The organism is Fructobacillus parabroussonetiae (genome assembly GCF_018437265.1).
In the GTDB taxonomy this organism is placed as follows: Bacteria; Bacillota; Bacilli; order Lactobacillales; family Lactobacillaceae; genus Fructobacillus; species Fructobacillus parabroussonetiae.
The window spans coordinates 100,139-122,746 of sequence record NZ_JAAMFL010000007.1 but is presented as its reverse complement, the minus strand read 5'-3'; the positions used below and the strand labels follow the sequence as shown (position 1 = coordinate 122,746).

Here is a 22,608-nt window from a genome sequence, read left to right as displayed (position 1 = left end):
CACGAAACGAAAACCTTAACTGCCATTTTACCATAAATAGAAGAAAGGGGCGACTTTTATTAGATAAAAGTCAGGGATAAATTCGAATCGAAAGGGTGCGAAGATGGGATTTTTTTGTTATAATAACAGTCAATTACGAATAAACGAGGGATATGCTCATGGCAATTGGCATGAATGATTTGAAGACAGGTTTGACGATTGAGTACTCAAACTCAATTTGGCGCGTGATTGAATTCCAACACGTGAAGCCTGGTAAGGGAGCGGCTTTTGTTCGCTCAAAGTTGAAGAACTTGCGTACGGGAGCGGTCAACGAAGTTACTTTCCGTCCTGGTGATAAGTTCGAACAAGCTGAAATTACAACGCGTCCAATGTCATACTTGTACGCGGAAAACGACGGGCGTGTCTTCATGGATACGGAAACGTTTGAACAAATTAACATTCCAGACGCAAACTTGGAACACGCCTTGAAGTACATGCTTGAAGGAATGGAAGTCAAGATTACAATGTATGGTTCCGAAGTGCTCGGTGCCGAACTGCCGGTTTCTGTTACGTTGAAGGTTGAAGAAACACAGCCTGGTATCAAGGGCGCAACGGCAACGGGTTCTGGTAAGCCAGCCGTTGTTGAAACGGGTGCGACGATTACGGTTCCTGACTTTGTTAACGAAGGTGACATGATCATCGTTAACACGGAAGATGGTTCTTACAAGGGTCGCGCGTAATGATGGCGACTGCTTTGCTTTGGTAAAGCAGTCTTTTGTGTTTCTTAGACTAGCAAACAGTCAATTTTGGTCAATCAAGGAGGAAAGCCCATGGCAAAGTCAACTGATTTAACAAACAAGAACTTTTTACTGACAAAAGAGCAAATGGCCGACGGTCAAATGCTTGTCTCAAAGGCTGCTTTGGAAGCGGTCGCTAAGGCGGCTGCTCAGGGCGTTGATGGCGTTGTGGCCATGCAGGCCAAGGTCTATGACCACTTGCCAAAGTACTTGACGAAGGTGACGGGTGTCCAACCCGCCGTCTCAGGGGTGATGATGAAGCAAGACGAGAATCAAAACATCTCCTTTGATTTGGCCATCATCTTGGAGTACGGGGCAGTGATTCCAAAGGTTGCCTTTGCTGTTCAGCAGGCCGTTAAGACGGACTTGGCGAACTTGGCTGGTTTGACGGTTGAAACGGTCAACGTGACGGTTGCTGGCCTTGTGCCCGATGCCGACCACCAAAACATTGATCCGGAGCACCTTTTTGATCAAAGTGCGACGAAGGAGTCTGCTAAATGACGGAAATGTCACGACACGAGGAACGGCAAGCAGCTGTCCAGATTCTCTTTGCTGCTTTTAAAGAAGTTCCCGATGATAACCAAATGGATTTAAACTACGATCTAGTACTGGATAACCGGACGTACCAAGCTTTCTTGCCACAGTTGGTGAATGGCGTGCTCGCCAGTTCAACGGAATTGGATGAGAACTTGGCCAAGCATCTGGCGACCGGTTGGAAAATTGATCGGATTGCCCGTGTGAACTTAGTGATTTTACGAATCGCTGCTTACGAATTGACTTTGCCAGAACCAGCCCCATACAAGGTTGTGGTCGACGAAGCCGTTGAATTGGCAAAGGAATTTGCCACACAAGAAGACGCACAATTTGTGAATGGTGTTTTGAAGAACTTTGCACCGGACATGGCAAGCTAAGTTAAAACAAGTCGACGAAGGTCGACTTTTTTATTTGCCAATAAAGCGGGTGGAGTCGCCGAAAAAGGCCTTTCCTGTGCTAAAATAAAAGAAGAATTCGAGGAGGCTTTCATGGCAATTTATCACCCTAATGAACAACCGGCACCAACCTACGATGCGCATACGCACTTAAATGACGATGCCCTTTATTTTGACGTCCCTGCCTACTTAGGACGGGCCCATGAGTTCCAGGTGCTTGAAATGAACGTGGTTGGTTATAACCGTGAGGGAAACCGACGGGCCATCGAATTGGCCGAAAACAATGAAGGAATTGCTGCCGTCGTTGGCTTCCAACCAGAAGATACGCCAGACTTTGATGAGCAGGCCAAACAGGAATTGGAAGAGCAGGTCCAAAATCCGGTGGTCGTTGCCGTTGGTGAGGCGGGATTGGATTATCACTGGGATACGGATCGCGCGGTTCAAAAGGCGGCTTTCCAGGCTCAAATTGACTTGGCCAAAAAGATGGATTTACCGATTGTGATTCACAATCGTGAGGCCTTTGATGACGTGTATCGCATGTTGAAAACGGCGGGAATTCAAAAGGCTGTGATTCATTCCTTCTCTGGAACGCCGGAACAGGCAAAGGCCTGGGCGGATCTGGGTTACTACGTGTCATTTTCTGGTGTGGCGACTTTTAAAAAGGCGGAAGAAGTGCGCGAAGCTGCCAAAGTCGTGCCCATCGACCAGCTCCTTGTCGAAACCGACGCGCCATACTTGGCACCAACACCATTCCGTGGCAAGACCAACGAACCAGGCTGGACGAAGTACGTCGTTGATTCGCTCGCCGAAACCCTTGGGATGGACCGCGATCACCTAGCTGCGCAAACGGTCGAAAACGCCCACCGTGCTTTTTTAAACCATGACTGAGCATTTGCAAAAAAACCGTCAGATGAAGAATCAAAAGACAGCATTGGCGGCCTTGCCTGACCGCCCCAGCATTGCCGCTGTGGTGGTTGTGGAGGGTTGGTCCGACAGTCAGCGACTGGCATTAGCGGTGGACTGTGACACCATTGAAACCGGTGGCTCCGCTTTGGATGCCCGTGTTCTTGAGCGAATTGCTATCGCAAAAGAGCGGCGTGGGGTGATTGTGTTGACGGACCCAGACTTTAATGGGAACCGCTTACGACAGCTGATTCTAGCAGCGGTACCGGGCGTGACGCTTGCAAGTATCACCCGTGACCAGGGCCGGGCTGCAAAGGACAATCCCCATAAGTCCTTGGGGATTGAACATGCCCCGTTGGCCGATTTACAGGCGGTACTGCTGAAAGCAGACCGAGAGGCAGCGAGGGCTGACAAACGGCCAAAGTCAGACATTGACCGCGATTTTCTGCTTGATTTAGGCTTGTTGGGCGCCGGTTCAGCAAAGGAACGGCGCCGCCTGCTGGGTGACCGTTTAGCCATTGGTTACGCAAATGGCAAACAATTACTCAATCGATTGACGGCCATGGGCTTTCAAAAAAACGATGTGTTGAATGGATTAAAAGGAGGCCTTGATGGCCAAGACAATTGATATTGCATCGCCAGCACGAACCCAGGCGATTTTGAATCAGTATGGCCTGCGGGCAAAGAAGAAGTTTGGACAAAACTTTCTGACGGATGGCAACATTCTATCGGGGATCGTGGCTGCCGCTGACTTAACAAAAGAAGACCACGTGGTGGAAATCGGTCCTGGAATCGGTGGCCTAACGGAATACCTCGCCCGTGCGGCCAAGGATGTGCTCGCTTTTGAAATCGATCCGGATATGGTGAAGATTTTGTCCGAGACATTGGCGCCATACGACAACGTTCAGGTTTTGGAACAAGATGTGCTAGAGGCCGACTTGAAAACGGTTTTGGCTGATGCTTTTGGCGATCAAGAATCGGTCAAAGTCGTGGCCAACCTGCCTTATTACATCACTACGCCAATTTTGCTCGCCCTCTTGCAGGCTGACTTAAACTGGCAACAACTCGTCGTGATGATGCAAAAGGAAGTAGCAGACCGCTTGGCGGCAAAGCCAGGGACGAAGGAATACGGCGTCTTGACGGTGATGCTCGACTACTACGCAACCGTTTCCGTGGCTTTAAAAGTGCCGGCCGCGGCCTTTAATCCAGCGCCAAACGTTGATTCCGCCGTCGTTTCCCTGCAGCCGAAGCCGGCAGAAAAGCCGGTCGATCAACCCAAGCAACTCTTTTCTTTGGTCAAGGCCTGCTTTGCCCATCGTCGCAAGTCCTTATGGAACAACCTTTTGCAGCGCTTTGGTAAAGAAGAAAGCACAAAGGATAAGCTAAGGCTGGCCCTGGACAAGGCTGGGATTGAACCAGGAATCCGTGCCGAACGATTGACATTAGCCGAATTTACCGATTTATATGGGAGCTTAAAGGACGAAAATGTCTTATAAAAGAATCGAATGATTCTACATTAGAGGATGATTTCCTTGAAAAAAAGCTCACATTAAGCTATACTTAATCTTGTTTAAAGAGAAAGGCGGTTTATATGTCAACCCTAGAAGAGATTAAATCACGGTTAGACGCCCACATCGGTGAGACGGTCACCGTTGTGTCCCAAGCCGGCCGCAAGAAATATACAAAACGTTCCGGGATCTTGCGTTCTACCTTCCCCTCATTGTTTGTGGTGGAATTGGACGAAGAAGCCCAGTTTAAGCAAGCATCTTATAGCTACGCTGACGTGTTGACAAAAAATGTCGACGTTGACTTTGCTGACTAATGATTCTTGTTAAAAGACCCGGAAGGGTCTTTTTATTTTAGAAAGAAGAGCCTATGACCGAACAAATTCAGGTGCGCCATTTCCAAGCCGCCTTCGGAAAAAAGATTATTTTAAAGGATTTGTCCTTTTCGCTGCCCAATGACCAGTTGACGGTTGTGCTGGGCGAAAACGGTGCTGGGAAAACGACGTTGATTCGTGCCATTTTACAGGCGGCATTGACGAAAAAAGGGGATGCGGCCATTCAGGTTAATGCCCAAAAAATTGCCTATGTTCCTCAATTTCGCGATTTGGGTGCGGATTATCCCTTGTCGATTCAAGCCTTTGTCTCACTGGGGATTCGTGATCATGGGCTGCCATGGTTAAGTAAAAAGGAGAAAAAAGCCGTTCAAGATGCCTTACAACGGGTCGACTTAACGGAATTGGCCGATTTACCATTGGCCAAGGCTTCGGGAGGGCAAAAGCAACGGGCTTACATTGCTCAGGCCTTAGCTAAACAGCCTGATCTTTTGATTTTGGATGAGCCGACTTCGGCCTTGGATAGTCAGCACACGAGGGCCCTCGTTCAGCAGATTCGCCAGGTGCAACAGGACTGGCAAATTGGCGTTCTCTGGATTTCGCACGATACGACTTGGGTGAGAAAATCAGCGGACAACTTCCTTTGGCTGCATGACCAAACGGCGTCGCTTGGGGTCGCCAAGGATCTGCCAGTCGAAGCGGAATCCAAGCATCAAGAGGAGGTCAAACATGTTTTCTGAACCTTACATGGTGAACGCCTTTGTGGCGGGAACGATCGTTGCCTTGATTTCTGCTTTGGTGGGAACCTTTGTGGTGGCTCGTTCTTACAACTTTTTAACGCACTCGCTTTCTGAAATTGCCTTTGCGGGTGCCGCTTTGGGCTTTTGGCTCGGCTTTGCCCCGCTTTTGGGGATGGTTGCCTTAACTGCAGGTTCGGCTTTGGCCATTGGCTCGCTTGAAAATGCCAAAGTTAAGTCGGATAACGTGACCTCGGCCATATCAGCACTGGCCATCGGTCTGGGAATTTTGTTCCTGGCACTCGGCCACTCCGCCTCTTCTTCTGCAACCGGGATTTTATTCGGTTCGGTTTTGGGGATTTCGACTGCTGACCTGCACCTTCTTTTTGGCATGGCGGGCTTGGTTGCCTTGTTGCTCTTTCTTTTGTACCGACCCCTGTCCCTCTTAGCCTTTGACGAAGCGGGCCTCTTGCTCTCTTCAAAAAAGAAGGGTTTGCTGCGGGTTGTCTTCTTACTGATCATGGCCTTATCAGTGGCTATTTCCTCCCAACTGGTTGGGTCCTTGCTGGTCTTTGTGCTGGTGACTTTACCGGCTGCTTCCGCAAGGGCTTTCCAAAAGTCGATTGTTGGTCTGATTGCCATGGCGGTTTTCTTCGCTTTATTCGGCACTTGGGCGGGGTTGTCACTGGCTTATTTGACGAACTTACCGACATCGGTTTTCATTGCTTTAATTGAAGTGGGCATTTACTTGCTTTCCTTGGTCATGGCAAAGCTCGATTAGTTCATGAAATGATGAAAAAAGATTGCTTGAAAAAGGGAATGTTCGCTTTTTCGAGCTTTTTTATGCTATAATTATTTGGATAATTTGTTTAAAAGGGGGCGGGCGCCAGAGCCCGACACAAGAAAATGAAGACACGCCGCGCTGACCGTCTGGTCGACATGACCCATTATTTATTGGAACATCCACGTACCTTGGTGTCGTTGAATTTTTTTGCCGAACGCTATGAAACGGCCAAGTCTTCCATTTCAGAAGATTTGGCCATTGTTCGACGAGTGTTTAAGAACCGGGGGACCGGTGATTTAAAAACCTATCCAGGTGCTGCTGGTGGCGTTTACTACACGCCAATGATGGGCCGACAAGAGGCTGAGGACTTTGTTGGCCGCATTTGTGAAGCCGTCTCCGATGAAGGACGTGTCCTTCCGGGTGGCTATGTTTACCTTTCAGACTTGCTCGGGGATCCGGCCATTCTTCGCCAAACGGGTCGCCTATTGACTTCCGAGTATGCAGGACAGGAAATCGATGCGGTGATGACGGCGGCTACGAAGGGGATTCCTTTGGCACAGGCCGTTGCCAGCGAATTGAACGTTCCCTTTGTCATCGTACGTGATGACGCCAAGGTGACGGAAGGTTCAATGATTTCGGTTAACTATTTGACCGGCTCATCCAAGCGGGTCGAGAAGATGGCACTCTCCAAGCGGTCCTTGCGCTCTGGTGCCAAAGTCTTGATTGTCGATGACTTTATGAAGGCCGGTGGAACGATTCAGGGAATGCAGACGTTGGTTCGTGAATTCGGTGGCACGGTCGTTGGTACGGCCGTCTTTGCTGAGGGTCGTTCCAATGTTCGCTTGATTGAAGATTTCACGTCGCTTTTGCACGTGGAAACAAGCCCCGAAACCAAGACACAAATCAAAGTCGCTCCAGGGAACTTTGACGCTCGAATTTACCAAAAGAAGGATTAATCATGGAAGGAACAAACGTCGTTATTTTAGCGGCTGGGAACGGCTCGCGAATGAAGTCGAACCTGCCAAAAGTGTTGCATGAAGTGGCTGGAAAAGCCATGGTTGACTGGGTGATTTCGGCTGTTGAACCCCTGGCACCTGAAAAGATTTTGACGGTGACGGGTGTTGGGGCCGAAAAGGTGCAGGAACATTTAACGGGTCGTTCGGACTTTGTTGTGCAAGAAAAGCAACTTGGGACGGGGCACGCAGTCTTGCAAACGAAGCCGTTGTTGGGGACTGCCAAGGGCGCAACCCTGATTCTTTCCGGTGATACGCCACTTTTTACAACGAAGACCTTGGAAGCGTTGCTTGAAGAACACGCGCGCACGAAAGCGGCGGTGACGGTTTTGACGGCCCACGCCGATGATCCGACTGGCTATGGCCGAATCGTTCGAGACGATGAGGGCATGGTCTTAAAGATTGTGGAACAAAAGGACGCCTCCATTACGGAACGCCGCATTCAAGAAATCAACACGGGTGTTTACGTCTTTGATAACGAATTGCTCTTCCAGGCCCTGGCAAAAGTCGGTAACGATAATGCCCAAGGTGAGTACTACCTCCCCGATACCCTTGATATTTTGCGTGAGTCGGGTCAACCAATTGGCGCCTATGAGACCATGGATTTCTTTGAGTCCTTGGGTGTCAACGACCGGATGGCCCTGGCCAAGGCAAATGAAATTATGCGCGGCCGGATTAACGAAGGCCATATGCGAAACGGCGTCGAATTATTGGCACCAGGCCAAACCTACATCGAAGCGGACGTTCAAATCGGACAAGATACGGTGATTGAGGGAAACGTGACACTGACGGGCAAAACGGTGATCGGGCGCGATAACGTGTTGACGGCGGGGACGCGGATTTCCGATTCGACCATTGGGGATGGCAATGTGATTACTTCTTCGCACTTTGAAGAAGCACAGGTTAAAAACCATACGACGATTGGCCCATACGCCCATTTGCGTCCGGCAGCCGTCATTGAAGACGAAGCCCACTTGGGGAACTTTGTTGAAGTGAAGAAGGCGACGGTTGGGCATCGTTCCAAAGTCGGCCACCTTTCCTACGTTGGTAACGCAACGCTCGGCGAAGATGTGAACATTGGCGCCGGCACGATTTTTGTGAACTATGATGGGGTGCACAAGTTCGATAGTCAGGTGGGTGACCGGGCCTTTATCGGGTCGAACACCAAAATTATTGCGCCAGTAACGATTGAGGACGAAGCCATTACGGCTGCGGGATCAACGATTACGAATGACATCCAAAAACACGCGATGGGGATTGCCCGTTCGCGCCAGACCAATAAGGAAAATTTCTGGGATCGGATGCCACATAAGAAATAAGAAATGTTGAGGACTGTTCTGACAGTCCTCTTTTTTTGTGCTGACTTGTCAGGAAATCATTTTGTGGTATACTTTTTTTAGTTCTTATTACAACTATACCAATACTTAAAGGAGTGAATGATGAATAAGAAAGCTGTTGCGTTGATTTCTGCTATTGTCGTGATTGCTGCTGGTGTTGCGGCCGGTTTTGCCATTGCCGGACACAATGGCAAAAGTAAAGGTGACCATTCCATGAAAAACATGTCGATGTCCTCTTCGTCTTCCATGTCAATGTCTTCGTCATCAAGCATGGACATGTCGTCCATGAAGATGGATGAGAGCCTGCCAACCAACTTGAAGACCGCTGAAAATCCAAAGTATCCAGTTGGCTCGGCAATTACGTTGGAGGCCGATCACATGACGGGTATGAAGGGCGCTGAAGGAAGCGTTGCAGCAGTTTATGATACAAAGCTCTATGAAGTTACTTACCAGCCAACAAACGGTGGTAAAAAGGTAACGGGTCACAAGTGGCTAACAAAGGACGACTTTGAAGACATGAAGGACCACAAGAAGGGTGATGCTGTGACAATCGCCAGTGCGCACATGGCCAACATGAAGGGGGCTAAGGCGACGATTACAAAGGTGGTTGACGGACCAGCTTACGCCGTTAACTACCAACCAACAAACGGTGGTTCCATGGTGATGAACCACAAGTACTTGGTTGAATCCGAGATTAAAGCTCGCTAGAATAGAGAATAGATAAGGTTTTTTGAAAGGAGCAACAGAATGGATTTTTCAGTGCTTTACATTGGCTCAGGTCAGGCAACATGGAACGGGGCCGTACCGCTAGCCAAAACCGGTGTCAAGATTGGGGTCATTGAAGAATCCCAGTATGGTGGTGTTTGTTCCAACAAAGGCTGCAATGCCAAAATTATTTTGGACAAGCCGTTGCAGTTGATCGACCAGATAAAAGCCCTCCAAGGCCGCGGCCTGGAAGGTGTTCCAACGGTTAATTGGGAAGATCTGATGGCACACAAGCACGAGTTAATTGTGCCACAGGACCAGCACGGAAAGGACCGACTGGATAAGGCCGGGATCACAACCATTCATGGCCATGCGGAATTTGTCGATGCCCATACCGTTCGGGTTGGCGAAAAGACCGTCACGGCAAATAAAATTGTGATTGCAACCGGTCTGCGTCCCCACCGTCTGAACATTCCTGGAGCAGAAAACTTTGCCAACTCCACGGATTTTCTTTCATTACCACACATGCCCGAACACGTGACCATCTTGGGTGGCGGCTTTGTGGCCATTGAATTTGCTACCATTGCTTCAGCAGTCGGTGCCAAAGTCGACGTGATTACCCGTGGTAATCAGATCTTGAAGCAATTCCCTAAGGAATATGTGGCTTCGGTCCAAGCGGACTTGAAACAGTCTGGCGTCCGCTTTATCCCGGACATGAATGTGGCCAAGGCGGAAAAGAACGCGGATGGCAGCCTGACTTTGTTTGGGCCAAAGGAATTCCAGCTGACAACAGATTATGTCTTGGATGCAACGGGTCGGATTCCTAATCACGATCAATTGAATCTGGAAGCAGCTGGTGTCAAAGCCAACGCGCGTGGCATTGAAGTGAATGAATACCTACAAACCAATGTGCCCAACATCTTTGCTGCTGGGGATGCCCTTGATAAAAGCATTCCGAAGTTGACGCCAACGGCGGCTTTTGAATCACGTTACTTAGCGGCCAAGTTCATGGGAACAAACGAAGGTCCCATTGCTTATCCAGCAATTTCTGAGATTGTCTTCACTTCGCCGCGGATTGCCCAAGTGGGGGTTCACTTGGATGAAGCTAAGGCCAAGCCTGAACAATATGAGGTGGTTTCTGCTTCGTATGATGGCGACTGGTACCGCCAAGTCGAAAACGAGCAGGGTGCTAAACTGGCCCTAATTTTTGATTGCCAAACGGACCGTTTGGTCGGTGCGGCTGAAATGGCCAATGCTGCCGAAGAAACAATTAACACGATTGTGCCCTATGTCCAGATGGCGTTGACCAAGGAAGAACTGAACGACTTTGTTTATGTTTTCCCTTCCATTGCCTATACGCTCCAACGGCGCTTGCCACTGGTCTAATCCAAAAGAACCGACGCTTTTTATGAAAAGCGTCGGTTTTTGTCTTTTGCAGGTCGCAGCCCTATGCTATACTCTTTTTGTTAAGCAAAGGAGAACTTCATGGAATTATCAGGTGAAAACATCGTCGACTTGGTCGACAATCAGTCTTATCAGGACAGAGTCATGGCCAATCCTGAGGGACAGGCCGTCGACTTGGATGCTCTCTTTGCCGCCTTTGCCGAGTTGGCCAAAAATGAAGAACCTGCTCGTGCCGCCCTGGATATTGAGGGTGGTATTGAACAAGGGGGCACGACTTTGTCTTTGGAATTAAACGTCATTAACTTACCCCTACGATACAAAAATCAGGAAAAGAAGCTGGTTTACGTTGATCAGGCCTACGAGTTGGCAGTTTATCTGATTGTTGATGATGCCAACGTGACGAAATCAGCTTTGAAAATTGAGAAGCTGGCCTCGCTGTCGGCCTATCTCGATGATCCTGATTCCGTGACGGCAAAAGCGGCCCAACGCTTTGCTGAGCTCTTGGATCAGATTCGAACAAACCAGGAAGAAGCAGCATCCGAAGCAGCGTCATCGGATGACGAAAAAGAAGAAAAGTAAGAAAAAAGCAGCCCTTTTGTTGAAGGGCTGCCTTTTTATTCTTGGTGGATTTTACCGGATAAGTGGTAGGATTGACCATCTTTTTCCACGGTGGCCTTCAAAACACTTGGCGAAGCGATGTGGGAAAAGGTCTCGAGTTCGCCAAGGTCGTAGGCCTCGATGACAGCGGCCACGAGGGCTTTCTTATCGATAAAGTCGTTTTCAGGAATGGCCAAGTCGTCCCATTCCTTGACTTCGGCTGGGCCAATGGCCTTTAGTTCTTTTGTTTGGATTTTTTGAATGATAATCATAGCCTTCATTATGAGGGCCTTTTTCGTAAATGTAAAGCGCCGGCAGTGCCGAGAGCTTTAAGGGATGCTGCGACCTTTTCCGTCGGCTTGTGCCAAAAACCTTTGCACAAGCATGAAAGTCGTGCGGCTTGCATTTTAGGACTTGAGCTGGCATAATAAAGGTATGCGATGAGTCGAACGCGTCTTTTAGGACGCTCACGCGGCCTGCTCGGATTAAATTCCAAGCCACGGATTTGGTGCAGGTGTTTTGGTTGTTGTGGAACTGCCATTTCTCACCATGACTACTAGCGCAAGCTAGGGTGACGCAAGACTTGTTTGGTTCGTGACTGAATCAAACCGCCCGTCGAAGCGAATTCGGCATGCCAAACTAAGGGCGAACTACGGTTCGCCCTTTTTTACTGTCCTAAAAGAACTCGGCTTTCTGATATAATAAAGAAAGTAATGCATTGTTTGGGAGGGACTTTTGTGGATCAATCACAGTACGTCAGCGTTTCAGCGTTAACGAAATATTTGAGTGCCAAGTTTGATCGGGATCCCCACCTGGGGAAGGTCTATCTGACGGGTGAAATTTCCAACCTTGGGAATCGCCGCTCCCGCCACCTTTACTTTTCGATTAAGGATCCGGAAGAGAAGGCAGTGATTCGTGCTGCCATGTTTTCTTACGCCTCCCGCTTAAAGTTTGAGCCGGAAGAGGGAATGAAGGTCCAGGCGGTTGGCCGTGTGCAACTATACGAACCAGCCGGTTCCTACTCGATTATTCTGGAACAAATGACACCGGCTGGTGTTGGTGATTTGTTTTTGGCCTTACAGCAGTTAAAAGATAAGCTGTCAAAAGAAGGCTTGTTTACGGCGCCAAAGCGGCCAATTCCGGCATTGCCAAAGAAAATAGCGGTCATTACATCACCAACGGGAGCAGTTGTGGAAGACGTGGCCAAGACGGTGGAACGCCGGCTGCCACAGGCCCAAGTTGTTCTCTTACCCGCAGTAGTCCAAGGGGATGGCGCCGTTCCCTCCCTGTTGAAACAACTGGAACGAGTTGATCAACTCGGCTTTGACACGGTAATCATTGGTCGTGGGGGTGGGTCGATTGAAGACCTTTGGGCCTTCAACGATGAGGCCCTTGTTCGTCGGGTGGCGGCGTTGAAGACGCCCATTATTGCCTCTGTTGGGCACGAAACGGATAATACCCTGGTTGATTTGGTCGCTGATCAGCGAGCCGCGACGCCAACAGCCGCGGCCGAATTAGCGACGCCCATTTCAAAGCAGAACTTACTGGATCGGGTCTTGGAGCTATCTGCCCGTTTAAATCTGGCGGGGCAAAAGCTCATTCAAAAGAAGCAGCAAGATTTGAAATATGTCATTGACCGCCCCATTATGAAACAGCCGGATCGGCTATACGCAGCCTATCAGCAGGAAGTTGATTCGCTTGAGAAGCGCTTGCTTCAGGCCTTTTCTCGTAAAACGGAACAGGACAAGTACCAAGAGCAGGCCTTGCGTGAACGCCTCTTCCAGCAAAAGGGGCAACTGTTACGCCCCTATCAGGAACACTTGGCCTTATCGGCGGCCAAACTGGATTTGGTCTCGCCACTAAAGATTCTTTCTTCTGGTTATACCATTGTACGGGATGAGAAGGGTCAGGTCGTGAAAGCAACGACTGATTTAGCCGCTGGGCAACCGGTGGATTTGACCTTTGCTGACGGCCAGTTAACGGCGAAGATTTTAGGAGAAAAACATGACTGAACAGGCAACATTTGAAGAGAAGTTAAAGCAATTGGACCAAATCGTGACGGCTCTTGAAAAGGGTGACCGTCCGCTCGAGACGGCCTTGGCCGACTTTAAGACCGGGGTCACACTAGCAAAGGACTTGCAAAAGACTTTGGCTGAGGCCGAAAAGACTTTGGCAAAAGTCATGCAAGACGATGGTTCCATGACGGATTTGGAATTAACGAACAATGACTGAGTTTCGATATTTTATCAAGCGCTATAAGGGGCAAATCGACCAGGCCCTGGTTGACGAAACAACAAAACCCAACGAGGCACTGATTTCGAATTATGAGCCGGATTCGGCCTATGAGCAGGCCCTCCAATATGCGCTCTTAACACCCGGTAAGCGTTTGCGCCCACTTTTGGCCTTAGCCGTGATCGATTCCTTTGGTCAGCCGATTGATGATCAGGCGGTGAGGGCTGCTTCTGCACTTGAATGGGTCCATGCTTATTCGTTGGTACACGACGATTTGCCAGCGATGGATAACGATGCCTACCGACGTGGCCAATTATCGATGCATGCCAAGTATGGCCCAGCTTTGGCGGTCCTTGTTGGGGATGCCTTGCAGGGTAATGCCTATGCCATTTTGTCTTCTTTGACGGCGGTTTCTGCCGAACAAAAAGTCAAGATGGTGGCGACTTTGGCCAATCGGTCGGGTGCTTTCGGGATGGTCTACGGCCAGGTCTTAGACATGCGCAACCACGACTCAAAGGGGATTGGCGAAGTCGGTTCGATGGAACGTTTGGAAGCTTTTTCGAACTTGATGAAGGTCTATCAGATGAAGACGGCGGATTTGCTAGTAGCTGCTGCCTTAATTGGTGGGCACTATCTGGGATTGGACCAGGAAGCGCTCGACAAGTTAGAACGATACGCCACGAAGCTCGGCATCATTTTCCAGATTCAAGACGACATCGACGATTATGAACAAGATGTTAAGGAAGATGTGGTTTCCTTTGTGCGTTTCTATGGGCTAAAAGAGTCTAAGGAAATGGTGGCTGAATTACTTGACCAAGCCCATGAAACCTTGGATGAATTAAAGGTATACGATGACCGCTTTAATCCCGCCTTACTCACAGATTTGATTGATTTAATTGGAGCATAGCAATGGCAGTTGCAAAAGAACGTGTTGATATTTTACTTGTCCAGCAGGGGCTGTTTACTTCGCGTGAACAAGCCAAGCGCGCCGTGATGGCTGGCCAGATTCTTGGTGAAAACGAAGAACGTTTGGACAAGGCCGGACAGAAAATTCCGGTCACAACCGAATTGCATTTTAAGGGGCGGCCACTGCCCTTTGTGTCGCGTGGCGGCTATAAATTAGTGAAAGCAATCGAGACTTTTGGTATGGCGATGGCCGACCAAATCGTCTTGGACATTGGCTCTTCGACTGGTGGCTTTACCGATGTTTCGCTTCAAAACGGGGCGAAGCACGTCTATGCTTTGGATGTTGGAACCAATCAGTTAGCTTGGAAGTTGCGAATCGATGAGCGGGTGACCGTCATGGAGAACACGAACTTCCGCTATGCGAAGTTGGCGGACTTTATGGAGGGGCAGCCAACACGGGCAACGATTGACGTTTCCTTCATTTCGCTGTCACTTATCTTACCGACTTTGAAAGATATCTTAGCAAAGGGTGGCGAGGTCGCTGCCTTAATTAAGCCGCAGTTTGAGGCTGGTCGCGAACTGGTTGGCAAGCACGGGATCATTAAGGACCCAGCCGTTCACCGCCTCGTGTTGGAAAAGACTTTACCGATGATGGTCGAAAACGGCTTCTCGGTAAAGGGGCTAACCTTTTCGCCAATTAAGGGCGGTCAAGGAAACATTGAGTTTTTGGCCTGGTTATCACGCAGTGATGATGCGGCGATTGCCGAAACGGTGTCGAGTGATCAAGTCATCGAAGCTGCTCACGGCCAATTAGACCAAGAAGGCTAACAAAGTCATCGTGCAACGTGTAGATCATTTGTTTGGAGGCAGGGGATGCTGGAACAACTTGTCATTGAAAATTTTGCCATTATCGATTCGGTCGAACTGGCCTTTGATGATCATTTGACGGTCCTAACTGGGGAAACCGGTGCTGGAAAGTCCATTATTATCGATGCCCTGGCCATGCTAACCGGAGGCCGTGCCAGTACGGAAATGATCCGCAAAGGGGCGGAGAAAGCCGTCTTGCAGGCTGTTTTTTCACTGGATGACGGGAAAAAAGAGCAACAAGCAAAGCAGCTGGGCGCTTTTGAAGAGGCGGGCATTGACGTTTCGGATGGGCAAGCCGTCATTTACCGGGAGTTTAACCAAAAGGGCCGGTCGGTTTCGCGGATCAACGGAACGATTGTCCCCTTGAAACTCTTAGCTGAACTAGGGGCCATGCTGGTCGAAATCCAAGGGCAACACGATACCTCACTTTTGTTGAATCCGGATTCCCATCTCAGCTTGCTCGACGACTTTGCGGATGCCTCATTGAAGCAGGCCAAGGCCGAATATGACCATTACTTTACTGCTTACCGTTCCCTTGCTTTACGTTTAAAACAAGTCCAAAGTCAGGCCCAGGATTTCAACCAGCGACTGGACCTGTTGACTTTTCAAGCAGAGGAACTGAAAAACGCCAATTTGCAAGCTGGTGAAGAAGAAGAGCTTTTGGCGGAACGGGCAAAACTTGCCAACCACAAGAAAATTGCGGATTCGCTCGATCAAGCACAGCAGGCCTTGAATCCTGGATTGGAAGGTGGGGCCGTTGATTTGTTGGCGGCTGCTAACAATGCCTTAAGTACGGCGGCCTCCTTTGATAAGAGCTATGAAAATTTGGCCCAGTCACTATCCGAGGCCTATTATGCCGCACAAGATGCAGGCCGTGAGTTAGACGAGTCCGTTGCCAATCTTTCCTTTGACGAAGGTGCCTTGGTCAAAATTGACGACCGTCTGCAGGTGATCCACCAACTGAAGCGTAAGTATGGTGAAACCGTTGACGAAGTGCTGGCCTTTCAAAAACGAGTTGAGGCTGATCTGGCTGCTTTGGATGGCGGTTCGCTCGATATTGATCAGTTAACGACCGAAAAAGAAAAGATGAAGGCAAAGATTCAAGCGGCTGCAACACGCCTTCACGAAGGCCGAGAACGGGTCGCCAAAAAGCTAGAGGAAGCGGTCAACCAGGAATTAGCGGACTTGTTGATGAAGGACGCCTTCTTCCAAGTGGCCTTTGAACCCGTTGAAGGTTTCTTACCAAGTGGTAGTGACCGGGTCACTTTCCAGGTGCAGACTAACAAGGGTGAGGGGGTCAAAGCGCTCGAAAAAGCCGCCTCAGGTGGTGAAGCTTCCCGGCTGATGCTGGCTTTGAAGACGGTCTTCATTGCCCAACAAGGCTTATCAACGGTTGTCTTTGATGAAATTGACACCGGGGTGTCAGGTCGGGTTGGTTCGGCCATCGCACAAAAGATGCGGGCCATCTCGGCACAAACACAGGTTTTGGCCATTACGCATTTGCCACAAGTGGCTGCTGCTGCTGACCATCATTTCCTGATTGAAAAGTCCACGGAAGAGGAACGAACGGTCACCCATGTCAAGGATTTAGCAGAAAAGGACCGCGATGCCGCCGTTGCGATGATGCTTTCTGGAAACGAAATGACCGAGGCCGCCTTGGCCAATGCGCGTGATTTGCGTGAAAATGCCGGTCGATAACGTTCATACTCAAAAAAAGAATGTCGCTCAGACATTCTTTTTTGATTGCCGGCTTATTTCACAGATTTGTGACTTGTTGTTTCTTGTTAATCATGTATCATGGTGATATAAAGTGACTCTTTGAAGGGAGAGCCGGATGTTTCGTCGTATCGAAGAAGTGAATCTTAGTTTTAACGAGCGCTATCGACCATCAAAAACGGGTTTTTTTCTGGGCTTTGTTGTTCTCTTGGGCCTCGGTTTGTTGGTAACGCATCAGGTCACACGACTGTCCGGTAGTTATGCGGCCGTTGCCAAAGAAAACCGGCATTTTCTAACGGACACCATTGACTTTCATAATGAAGATGTCGTCACCAACCTTGCCAAAGCGGATCGTTGGACACACGGTTCCTATGATTTAAACGGGCAGCAACTGACTGTAACGGTGGCTGGCAAGCAATATAAGGGCCGGTTCGTGCAGGGCCGCCAGAAGTTTTATCTCGAAGTGAATCAGCATAAAGAATACTTTACAAAGAATTAGCGATTTTTTGTCTTTCGAAAAGACCTTAACAAATTAAAAAAAGTCCGACCGGATATCCGGTCGGACTTTTCGTTGTTTAGCGATGGGTATAGAAGAGAAAGGCCACGAAGATAATGGCTAAGAGGTACATCAATACGTTGACTTCTTTTGCTCGCTTGGCCGCAATCATCGTGATTGGGTAGGCGATAAAGCCCAGGGCGATACCATCTGAGATCGAATAAGTCAGTGGCATGCCAATGACAATGAGAAAGGCTGGCGCTGCGATGGCCATGTCTTCCCATTGAATCTTCTTCAAGTTACCGGCCATCATGATGCCGACAACAATCAAAGCGGGGGCGGTGACTTGAGAAGTCACAACCGAAAGCAATGGGGAGAAGAAGAGGGCCAGGATGAAGAGAATCCCGGTCACAATTGAGGTGAAGCCTGAGCGACCACCAACGGCAATACCCGAAGAGGATTCAACGAAGGCAGAGGTTGGGGATGTTCCCAGTGTTGCCCCGACCGTCATCCCGACGGCATCAGCCATCAAGGCCTTACCAGCACGTGGCATCTTGCCGTTTTCAAGTAGGCCGGCCTGTTCGGTCAAACCAATCAAGGTACCCGCTGTATCGAAGAAGACGACAATTAAGAAAGTCAATGCGACAATGATCATTTCGAAACTGTTGATATCGCCAAGGTGTGACCAAGCTTGACCAAATGTTGGCGCCATTGAAGGGGCGCTGGCAACAACGGAACCAGGCAAAGCGATTTGGCCGAAGATAATCCCAACGACTGCCGTTCCGACCATTCCGAAGAAGATGGCGGCTGGGACTTTTTTAACTAATAAAATCAAGGTCAGGGCAATGCCGAAGATGGCTAACAAAGTCGTGCCCTTCGTCAACGTGCCCATGGCGACCATGGTATCCGCGTTGGCAACGATCAAGCCCGCGTTGTGCAAGCCGATGAAGGCGATGAACAGGCCAATACCAGCAGCGATGGCGATTCGCAAGTTATAAGGAATGGCGTCGATGATTTTTTCACGGATGTGCGTGAGTGTCAGCACTAAGAAAATCAAGGCGGCGACCAAGATACCAGCCATCGCCGTTTGCCAAGAGACCTTCATCCCAATAACGACTGAATAGGCGAAATAGGCGTTCACGCCAAGCCCGGGGGCAATGGCGATTGGATATTTGGCGACCAGCCCCATAAAGATGGTGGCCGTTGCGGCGGCAATGGCTGAAGCGGTAAAGACCGCTCCCTTGTCCATACCGGCAGCAGCCAAGACGTTGGGGTTCAAAAACAAAATGTAGGACATGGCCACAAAGGTGGTGAGTCCGGCAGTGACTTCCTTTTTAAAGGAAGTACCCAGTTTTTCAAACTGGAAGTAAGATGCAATTCGTGACATAAACGACTCCTCTTTTGCTAAATGACTACTTGACTAGTTTAACAAGAATAAACGGACTTGTCTGGATAAAAATGAGAAAATATGGCGTAAAAAGCGAACAATAATCATTAATTTTATAAAACGTTCTTATTTTTACTCTTATCTAATGGTGAAAATTGCTCTCTCTGCTTTCTTTTACTGGACTGGCCACTCGTCGAGTTGGCATTGAAGAAGAAATTGCAGGATGGGCCTTTGCCGCTTACCATTGGCTGGGCTATAATAAGGTATTAAATGAAATTGAGGGGGACCAGCGGATGGATCAACAGACATGGGAACGAATCGTGACCTACACGGAATTACAGGGGACTTCCGGTCAAGAAGACGCCGTCCGGGCGACCTTTGAAAAAGATCTAAAGCCGCTCGTTGATCGAGTTGAAAAAAACGGGATGGGCGGTCTCTTTGGTATCAAGGAGGGGAATGCAGCGGATCCGCGTATCATGTTTGCTGCTCACTTGGATGAGGTTGGTTTCATGGTTTCGTCGATTTTGCCAACCGGGGCCTTGCAAGTGGTTGCCCTTGGCGGTTGGAATCCAATGACGGTTCCTGCCCATCGCTTTACCCTCTTTACAAAAACCGGCCAATACCCGGTTGTCTCGTCTTCCATTGCCCCACACTTACTACGGGGCAAGGCTGCTGGTGCAGCAGCCTTAACCATCGATGACATTCTCTTTGACGCCGGTTTTGAATCAAAGGAACAGGCGGAAGCCTTTGGCGTTCGGCCTGGCGACTTTATTGTGCCTGAGACGAAAACCATCCGCATGGCCAACCCGAACCGTGGCTTGTCAAAAGCTTATGACAACCGGTTTGGCCTTTCAGCCATTTTGTCGGCTTTGACGGATTTACAGGGCGTTCAAACGCCCAATACGCTGATCATGGGCGCCAACACGCAAGAAGAAGTTGGTTTGCGTGGCGCATTGCCAGCCGTTCAACAGCAAAAGCCGGACCTTTTCTTTGCCGTGGATTCATCGGCGGCCAATGACCTTGATCAAACAACGGGTCGACAGGGCGTTTTGGATCAGGGAACCTTGATTCGGGTTTTCGATCCAACGGTTGTGACGTCACCGCGCTTGAAGGAATTTATTCTGCAAACGGCAGAGGACCATCACATTCCTTACCAGTACTTTGTGTCGAAGGGTGGAACCGATGCTGGTGCCGTTCAGAAATACGGGCAGGGAATCCCTGCCGTTGCCCTTGGGGTGGCCTCTCGTTACATTCACACGCATGAAACGGTCTGGTCAATTCCGGACTTTGATGCGGCGCGGGAACTGATTGTTGCGCTGGCTAAGAATTTGGACCGGTCGGCTGTCGATGATATTGTGGGGCTCTAATGTTTAAAAAACTGCAACGTTTGGATTATTGGATTGCCGTGCCTTTTGCCGTGCTTTCCTTAATTGGTATTGTCATGGTCTTTTCGGCCACTCAAAACGCTTACTTGGCACCGGTGATGTCCTTTGCTAAGCAGGCGATTTTTGTGCTGGTCGGCTGGTCGGTCGCCTTTTTCACTTTTAAAATTAATCGAAAAGTCCTTCGTTCCCAGTCGGTGTTAAACATGCTGCTTTTCATCACAACGATTCTCTTGATTCTTGCCCGTTTGGCCCCTGCCGTTAACGGTGCGCACGGTTGGATTAACCTTGGACCGGTGACGCTGCAACCAGTCGAGTTAGCCAAGATCATTTTGATTCTGTATTTTGCCCACTGGTTCACTGTTTCCCCCTGGCGACCTGGAAAGGGACTTTCTGGTTTTATTCGTTCTTGGCTGCGGCCAGGCTATCCGGTCAAGCTCCTTTGGCCAATCGCCATTCTAGCCATCACCATGGCCATGCCCGATATTGGAAACCTTTTCATTACCTTAGCGGTTTTGACTTTATTGGTCCTTTCCTCTGGTGTGAAGCCAAAGCCCAACCTCATTCTCGTTGTGCTTTTTTTCCTCGTTTTGGCTTTCTTACCAGAAATTATTTCCTTCCTTGATTTGAAGGAATCTTCTTCCTATGCCATCCGTCGTTTATCGAACTTTGTCGATCCCTGGTATAATATGGACCAGAGCCGTCAGCTTTTGTATTCTTACTATGCAATTTCTCACGGTGGCCTCTTTGGCGTTGGCCTGGGAAACTCCTTAATTAAGCCTTACTTGCCGGAATCCAACACCGACTTTATCATGGCGGTTGCCGCAGAGGAACTTGGCGCTGTATTAGTGGTCGTCGTTTTGGGCTTGATGATGATCTTGATTGGTCGTTTGGTTGTGATTGGTGTCCGGCAAAAGTCACAGTACAACCGGTTATTCTTGTATGGTTTGGCCGGCCTATTAATTATGCAGTCCTTTGTTAACCTGGGTGGTGTCTTAGGCCTCCTGCCGATTACGGGTGTGGTTTTCCCATTTATTTCTGGGGGTGGTTCCTCCTTTGTTTTCTTCTCGGCAGCCGTTGGCTACGCCTTAAACATTGCCGCCCAGGGGAAGGAACCGGCTCGACCAAATCCGCAAGATGACGCGGCACGAAGGGAATTGAAACACTAATGTTTGAGATGAAAAAACGACGGGCCCTCTATGTCTACATGCGTGGGCTCAAGCAGGTGAACCAGCTAAAAAAGTTTGGTGATATCGCTTATATTTCGAATAAGATGCACTATGTGGCCCTGTACGTTAACGAAGAAGAGGCCGATGATCTGGTGATTAAATTAAAAAAATACCGTTTTGTCAAGACGGTCAAGGCTTCGGCTCGCCCGGATATTGATCCCGACTTGGGTGACCAACATGATGATGTCTTCTTTGAAGAATATGATCAGGAACAGGCCAACCAGGCTGCGAGTGCAGAAGCAACAACCGATCATCAGGTAGACGAGGACAAGTAGATGCGAGTCATTGCTGGACAATTTGGTGGATTGCGTTTAGAGGCTGTCAAGGGCCGGGCAACCCGCCCAACAACTGATAAAGTCAAGGAGGCCATTTTCTCGATGTTAATGCCTTATTTGACTGGCGGTCGGGTACTTGATCTTTATGCTGGAACCGGCGGACTGGCGATTGAGGCCATTTCGCGGGGGATGGATGAAGCGGTTTTGGTGGATAAGCAAGCAGCGGCTTTGGCCGTGATTGAAAAAAATATTGAAAAAACCCACTCGGCTGATTCTTTCACCGTTATTCGGGGTGCGGCGTCTGCTGCTTTGAGCCGCTTGGCCAATCAAAACACGACCTTTGACCTGGTCCTGCTTGATCCCCCTTATGCGAAGGAAAAGTTAAAAGCCGATATCGATAAAATGATTTCGACCGGCCTGTTAAACGATGGGGCGGTGGTCATGATTGAATCCGATCAGGTTGCTGACCTTCCGGAGGCCGACGAACGATTGACCTTGTTGAAGCAAAAAGATTACGGCATCACTCGGGTTTCACTTTATCGTTATGAATTGGAAGGAGCGTTCGAATGAAAAAAGCAGTTTTCCCCGGATCCTTTGATCCGTTGACGAATGGCCATCTGGATATTATCACGCGAGCGGCCGGTCTGTTTGACGAACTGGTCGTGGCAGTCGGAAAAAACACGAACAAGCAAGGACTTTTCCAGCCGGAAGAACGGTTGGCACTGGTACGCCAGGCGGTCGCCCATTTGCCCAATGTATCGGTTGGCCAAATCGATGGCTTGACGGTTGATTACATGGCATCAGTTGGTGCTAAATACATTGTGCGTGGTCTGCGAAATTGTAAAGATTTCGAATATGAGCGCGATATTGCCGGGGTGAACTCGGTATTAGATGATGTTGAAACGGTTTTGCTCTTTGCAAAGCCCGAAAACCAAAATATCTCGTCGTCGATGGTGAAGGAAATCTCGAAACTTTCCTCTAATCGTTTGGAGGCTTTTGTGCCGCCGGTGATTGTCGATGCCTTGCAAAATCATTTTAACTAAGTAAAAGCTTCCGAAATTTCGGAAGCTTTTTTCTTTTTCGATTCGTGTTATCG

27 protein-coding genes are annotated in these 22,608 nt (G+C 49.2%); 25 read left to right on the top strand and 2 right to left on the bottom strand.

Translation table 11 applies throughout. The annotated features are described in order from the left end of the window. Positions 1-158: 158 nt before the first annotated feature. The 14 genes from efp to G6R30_RS04805 all read left to right on the top strand — a co-directional run bounded on the left by efp (position 159) and on the right by G6R30_RS04805 (position 11,004). Entirely contained in the window at positions 159-719 is a 561-nt protein-coding gene (gene efp / locus G6R30_RS04870) for an elongation factor P (protein WP_213822041.1), read from the top strand. A gap of 90 nt (positions 720-809) precedes the next feature. Continuing rightward, positions 810-1,277 (top strand): Asp23/Gls24 family envelope stress response protein, encoded by a 468-nt coding sequence (locus tag G6R30_RS04865; protein WP_213822038.1) that lies wholly within the window; start codon positions 810-812, stop codon positions 1,275-1,277. Then, the gene (nusB, locus tag G6R30_RS04860) at positions 1,274-1,687 is read left to right on the top strand and encodes a transcription antitermination factor NusB (RefSeq protein WP_213822036.1); all 414 of its coding nucleotides are present in this window, start codon (positions 1,274-1,276) and stop codon (positions 1,685-1,687) included. The genes G6R30_RS04865 and nusB overlap by 4 nt, the downstream gene beginning before the upstream one ends. Before the next feature lie 111 nt (positions 1,688-1,798). Further along, a complete protein-coding gene (locus tag G6R30_RS04855) occupies positions 1,799-2,593 on the top strand; it encodes a TatD family hydrolase (protein WP_213822034.1) in 795 nt (264 codons plus the stop codon). A gap of 22 nt (positions 2,594-2,615) precedes the next feature. Beyond that, positions 2,616-3,236 (top strand): ribonuclease M5, encoded by a 621-nt coding sequence (gene rnmV / locus G6R30_RS04850; protein WP_213822033.1) that lies wholly within the window; start codon positions 2,616-2,618, stop codon positions 3,234-3,236. Beyond that, positions 3,220-4,104 carry a 16S rRNA (adenine(1518)-N(6)/adenine(1519)-N(6))-dimethyltransferase RsmA gene (rsmA, locus tag G6R30_RS04845; protein ID WP_213822030.1) on the top strand — a complete coding sequence of 295 codons (885 nt, stop codon included), beginning with the start codon at positions 3,220-3,222 and terminating at the stop codon, positions 4,102-4,104. The genes rnmV and rsmA overlap by 17 nt, the downstream gene beginning before the upstream one ends. 95 nt (positions 4,105-4,199) lie before the next feature. Further along, complete coding sequence (locus G6R30_RS04840; RefSeq protein WP_213822028.1) at positions 4,200-4,430, top strand: Veg family protein; 231 nt, start codon at positions 4,200-4,202, stop codon at positions 4,428-4,430. A gap of 53 nt (positions 4,431-4,483) precedes the next feature. Then, a complete protein-coding gene (locus G6R30_RS04835; RefSeq protein WP_213822026.1) occupies positions 4,484-5,185 on the top strand; it encodes a metal ABC transporter ATP-binding protein in 702 nt (233 codons plus the stop codon). Continuing rightward, positions 5,175-5,963 carry a metal ABC transporter permease gene (locus tag G6R30_RS04830; protein WP_213822024.1) on the top strand — a complete coding sequence of 263 codons (789 nt, stop codon included), beginning with the start codon at positions 5,175-5,177 and terminating at the stop codon, positions 5,961-5,963. Before G6R30_RS04835 ends, G6R30_RS04830 begins: the two co-directional genes overlap by 11 nt. Positions 5,964-6,088: 125 nt before the next feature. Further along, positions 6,089-6,922: a pur operon repressor gene (gene purR, locus G6R30_RS04825; RefSeq protein ID WP_213822022.1), complete on the top strand. Its 834-nt coding sequence runs from the start codon at positions 6,089-6,091 to the stop codon at positions 6,920-6,922. A gap of 2 nt (positions 6,923-6,924) precedes the next feature. Further along, positions 6,925-8,298 (top strand): bifunctional UDP-N-acetylglucosamine diphosphorylase/glucosamine-1-phosphate N-acetyltransferase GlmU, encoded by a 1,374-nt coding sequence (glmU, locus tag G6R30_RS04820; RefSeq protein ID WP_213822020.1) that lies wholly within the window; start codon positions 6,925-6,927, stop codon positions 8,296-8,298. A 120-nt stretch (positions 8,299-8,418) separates the two neighbouring features. Then, a complete protein-coding gene (locus tag G6R30_RS04815) occupies positions 8,419-9,024 on the top strand; it encodes a YdhK family protein (RefSeq protein WP_213822018.1) in 606 nt (201 codons plus the stop codon). A gap of 39 nt (positions 9,025-9,063) precedes the next feature. Then, positions 9,064-10,407 (top strand): dihydrolipoyl dehydrogenase family protein, encoded by a 1,344-nt coding sequence (locus G6R30_RS04810; protein WP_213822016.1) that lies wholly within the window; start codon positions 9,064-9,066, stop codon positions 10,405-10,407. A gap of 99 nt (positions 10,408-10,506) precedes the next feature. After that, positions 10,507-11,004, top strand: a complete 498-nt coding sequence (locus tag G6R30_RS04805; RefSeq protein ID WP_213822013.1) for a hypothetical protein — start codon at positions 10,507-10,509, stop codon at positions 11,002-11,004. A 35-nt stretch (positions 11,005-11,039) separates the two neighbouring features. On the opposite strand, the gene G6R30_RS04800 is transcribed toward G6R30_RS04805, so the two are convergent. Beyond that, positions 11,040-11,303 carry a hypothetical protein gene (locus G6R30_RS04800; protein WP_213822011.1) on the bottom strand — a complete coding sequence of 88 codons (264 nt, stop codon included), beginning with the start codon at positions 11,301-11,303 and terminating at the stop codon, positions 11,040-11,042. A 432-nt stretch (positions 11,304-11,735) separates the two neighbouring features. On the opposite strand from G6R30_RS04800, the gene xseA reads away from it, so the two are divergent. The 6 genes from xseA (at position 11,736) to G6R30_RS04770 (ending at position 17,242) form a co-directional block, all read left to right on the top strand. Continuing rightward, on the top strand, positions 11,736-13,034 hold the full coding sequence (gene xseA / locus G6R30_RS04795; RefSeq protein WP_213822009.1) for an exodeoxyribonuclease VII large subunit: 1,299 nt from the start codon (positions 11,736-11,738) through the stop codon (positions 13,032-13,034). Next, a complete protein-coding gene (locus G6R30_RS04790) occupies positions 13,027-13,254 on the top strand; it encodes an exodeoxyribonuclease VII small subunit (RefSeq protein WP_213822007.1) in 228 nt (75 codons plus the stop codon). The genes xseA and G6R30_RS04790 overlap by 8 nt, the downstream gene beginning before the upstream one ends. Next, the gene (locus G6R30_RS04785) at positions 13,247-14,161 is read left to right on the top strand and encodes a polyprenyl synthetase family protein (RefSeq protein WP_213822005.1); all 915 of its coding nucleotides are present in this window, start codon (positions 13,247-13,249) and stop codon (positions 14,159-14,161) included. Before G6R30_RS04790 ends, G6R30_RS04785 begins: the two co-directional genes overlap by 8 nt. Before the next feature lie 2 nt (positions 14,162-14,163). Continuing rightward, positions 14,164-14,988 carry a TlyA family RNA methyltransferase gene (locus tag G6R30_RS04780; RefSeq protein ID WP_213822003.1) on the top strand — a complete coding sequence of 275 codons (825 nt, stop codon included), beginning with the start codon at positions 14,164-14,166 and terminating at the stop codon, positions 14,986-14,988. A 45-nt stretch (positions 14,989-15,033) separates the two neighbouring features. Beyond that, positions 15,034-16,725 carry a DNA repair protein RecN gene (gene recN / locus G6R30_RS04775; RefSeq protein WP_213822001.1) on the top strand — a complete coding sequence of 564 codons (1,692 nt, stop codon included), beginning with the start codon at positions 15,034-15,036 and terminating at the stop codon, positions 16,723-16,725. A gap of 136 nt (positions 16,726-16,861) precedes the next feature. Then, positions 16,862-17,242, top strand: coding sequence for a hypothetical protein (locus G6R30_RS04770; RefSeq protein ID WP_213821999.1), 381 nt, complete (start codon positions 16,862-16,864; stop codon positions 17,240-17,242). A 76-nt stretch (positions 17,243-17,318) separates the two neighbouring features. Here the strand turns inward: G6R30_RS04770 and G6R30_RS04765 are convergent, their stop codons facing one another. Beyond that, positions 17,319-18,626 carry an NCS2 family permease gene (locus G6R30_RS04765; protein WP_213821997.1) on the bottom strand — a complete coding sequence of 436 codons (1,308 nt, stop codon included), beginning with the start codon at positions 18,624-18,626 and terminating at the stop codon, positions 17,319-17,321. Positions 18,627-18,919: 293 nt separating this feature from the next. On the opposite strand from G6R30_RS04765, the gene pepA reads away from it, so the two are divergent. The 5 genes from pepA to coaD are packed head-to-tail and all read left to right on the top strand — an operon-like array spanning position 18,920 to position 22,555. After that, positions 18,920-19,993, top strand: coding sequence for a glutamyl aminopeptidase (gene pepA, locus G6R30_RS04760; RefSeq protein WP_213821995.1), 1,074 nt, complete (start codon positions 18,920-18,922; stop codon positions 19,991-19,993). Continuing rightward, positions 19,993-21,177: an FtsW/RodA/SpoVE family cell cycle protein gene (locus G6R30_RS04755; protein WP_213821994.1), complete on the top strand. Its 1,185-nt coding sequence runs from the start codon at positions 19,993-19,995 to the stop codon at positions 21,175-21,177. Before pepA ends, G6R30_RS04755 begins: the two co-directional genes overlap by 1 nt. Further along, positions 21,177-21,512, top strand: coding sequence for a YlbG family protein (locus G6R30_RS04750; protein ID WP_213821993.1), 336 nt, complete (start codon positions 21,177-21,179; stop codon positions 21,510-21,512). Before G6R30_RS04755 ends, G6R30_RS04750 begins: the two co-directional genes overlap by 1 nt. Then, positions 21,513-22,082 carry a 16S rRNA (guanine(966)-N(2))-methyltransferase RsmD gene (rsmD, locus tag G6R30_RS04745; protein ID WP_213821991.1) on the top strand — a complete coding sequence of 190 codons (570 nt, stop codon included), beginning with the start codon at positions 21,513-21,515 and terminating at the stop codon, positions 22,080-22,082. Beyond that, positions 22,079-22,555: a pantetheine-phosphate adenylyltransferase gene (gene coaD, locus G6R30_RS04740; RefSeq protein WP_213821989.1), complete on the top strand. Its 477-nt coding sequence runs from the start codon at positions 22,079-22,081 to the stop codon at positions 22,553-22,555. Before rsmD ends, coaD begins: the two co-directional genes overlap by 4 nt. Positions 22,556-22,608: the final 53 nt, after the last annotated feature.

Bases quoted from the DNA above. Each gene is read 5' to 3' on its own strand.
- G6R30_RS04840 (WP_213822028.1), top strand. From the start codon at position 4,200: ATGTCAACCCTAGAAGAGATTAAATCACGGTTAGACGCCCACATCGGT.
- G6R30_RS04810 (WP_213822016.1), top strand. From the start codon at position 9,064: ATGGATTTTTCAGTGCTTTACATTGGCTCAGGTCAGGCAACATGGAAC.
- recN (WP_213822001.1), top strand. From the start codon at position 15,034: ATGCTGGAACAACTTGTCATTGAAAATTTTGCCATTATCGATTCGGTC.
- purR (WP_213822022.1), top strand. From the start codon at position 6,089: ATGAAGACACGCCGCGCTGACCGTCTGGTCGACATGACCCATTATTTA.
- glmU (WP_213822020.1), top strand. From the start codon at position 6,925: ATGGAAGGAACAAACGTCGTTATTTTAGCGGCTGGGAACGGCTCGCGA.
- pepA (WP_213821995.1), top strand. From the start codon at position 18,920: ATGGATCAACAGACATGGGAACGAATCGTGACCTACACGGAATTACAG.
- coaD (WP_213821989.1), top strand. From the start codon at position 22,079: ATGAAAAAAGCAGTTTTCCCCGGATCCTTTGATCCGTTGACGAATGGC.
- G6R30_RS04750 (WP_213821993.1), top strand. From the start codon at position 21,177: ATGTTTGAGATGAAAAAACGACGGGCCCTCTATGTCTACATGCGTGGG.
- G6R30_RS04765 (WP_213821997.1), bottom strand. From the start codon at position 18,626: ATGTCACGAATTGCATCTTACTTCCAGTTTGAAAAACTGGGTACTTCC.
- G6R30_RS04805 (WP_213822013.1), top strand. From the start codon at position 10,507: ATGGAATTATCAGGTGAAAACATCGTCGACTTGGTCGACAATCAGTCT.
- G6R30_RS04800 (WP_213822011.1), bottom strand. From the start codon at position 11,303: ATGAAGGCTATGATTATCATTCAAAAAATCCAAACAAAAGAACTAAAG.
- G6R30_RS04770 (WP_213821999.1), top strand. From the start codon at position 16,862: ATGTTTCGTCGTATCGAAGAAGTGAATCTTAGTTTTAACGAGCGCTAT.
- G6R30_RS04780 (WP_213822003.1), top strand. From the start codon at position 14,164: ATGGCAGTTGCAAAAGAACGTGTTGATATTTTACTTGTCCAGCAGGGG.
- efp (WP_213822041.1), top strand. From the start codon at position 159: ATGGCAATTGGCATGAATGATTTGAAGACAGGTTTGACGATTGAGTAC.
- nusB (WP_213822036.1), top strand. From the start codon at position 1,274: ATGACGGAAATGTCACGACACGAGGAACGGCAAGCAGCTGTCCAGATT.
- G6R30_RS04865 (WP_213822038.1), top strand. From the start codon at position 810: ATGGCAAAGTCAACTGATTTAACAAACAAGAACTTTTTACTGACAAAA.
- G6R30_RS04835 (WP_213822026.1), top strand. From the start codon at position 4,484: ATGACCGAACAAATTCAGGTGCGCCATTTCCAAGCCGCCTTCGGAAAA.
- G6R30_RS04785 (WP_213822005.1), top strand. From the start codon at position 13,247: ATGACTGAGTTTCGATATTTTATCAAGCGCTATAAGGGGCAAATCGAC.
- xseA (WP_213822009.1), top strand. From the start codon at position 11,736: ATGCATTGTTTGGGAGGGACTTTTGTGGATCAATCACAGTACGTCAGC.
- rnmV (WP_213822033.1), top strand. From the start codon at position 2,616: ATGAAGAATCAAAAGACAGCATTGGCGGCCTTGCCTGACCGCCCCAGC.
- rsmD (WP_213821991.1), top strand. From the start codon at position 21,513: ATGCGAGTCATTGCTGGACAATTTGGTGGATTGCGTTTAGAGGCTGTC.
- G6R30_RS04815 (WP_213822018.1), top strand. From the start codon at position 8,419: ATGAATAAGAAAGCTGTTGCGTTGATTTCTGCTATTGTCGTGATTGCT.
- rsmA (WP_213822030.1), top strand. From the start codon at position 3,220: ATGGCCAAGACAATTGATATTGCATCGCCAGCACGAACCCAGGCGATT.
- G6R30_RS04755 (WP_213821994.1), top strand. From the start codon at position 19,993: ATGTTTAAAAAACTGCAACGTTTGGATTATTGGATTGCCGTGCCTTTT.
- G6R30_RS04790 (WP_213822007.1), top strand. From the start codon at position 13,027: ATGACTGAACAGGCAACATTTGAAGAGAAGTTAAAGCAATTGGACCAA.
- G6R30_RS04855 (WP_213822034.1), top strand. From the start codon at position 1,799: ATGGCAATTTATCACCCTAATGAACAACCGGCACCAACCTACGATGCG.
- G6R30_RS04830 (WP_213822024.1), top strand. From the start codon at position 5,175: ATGTTTTCTGAACCTTACATGGTGAACGCCTTTGTGGCGGGAACGATC.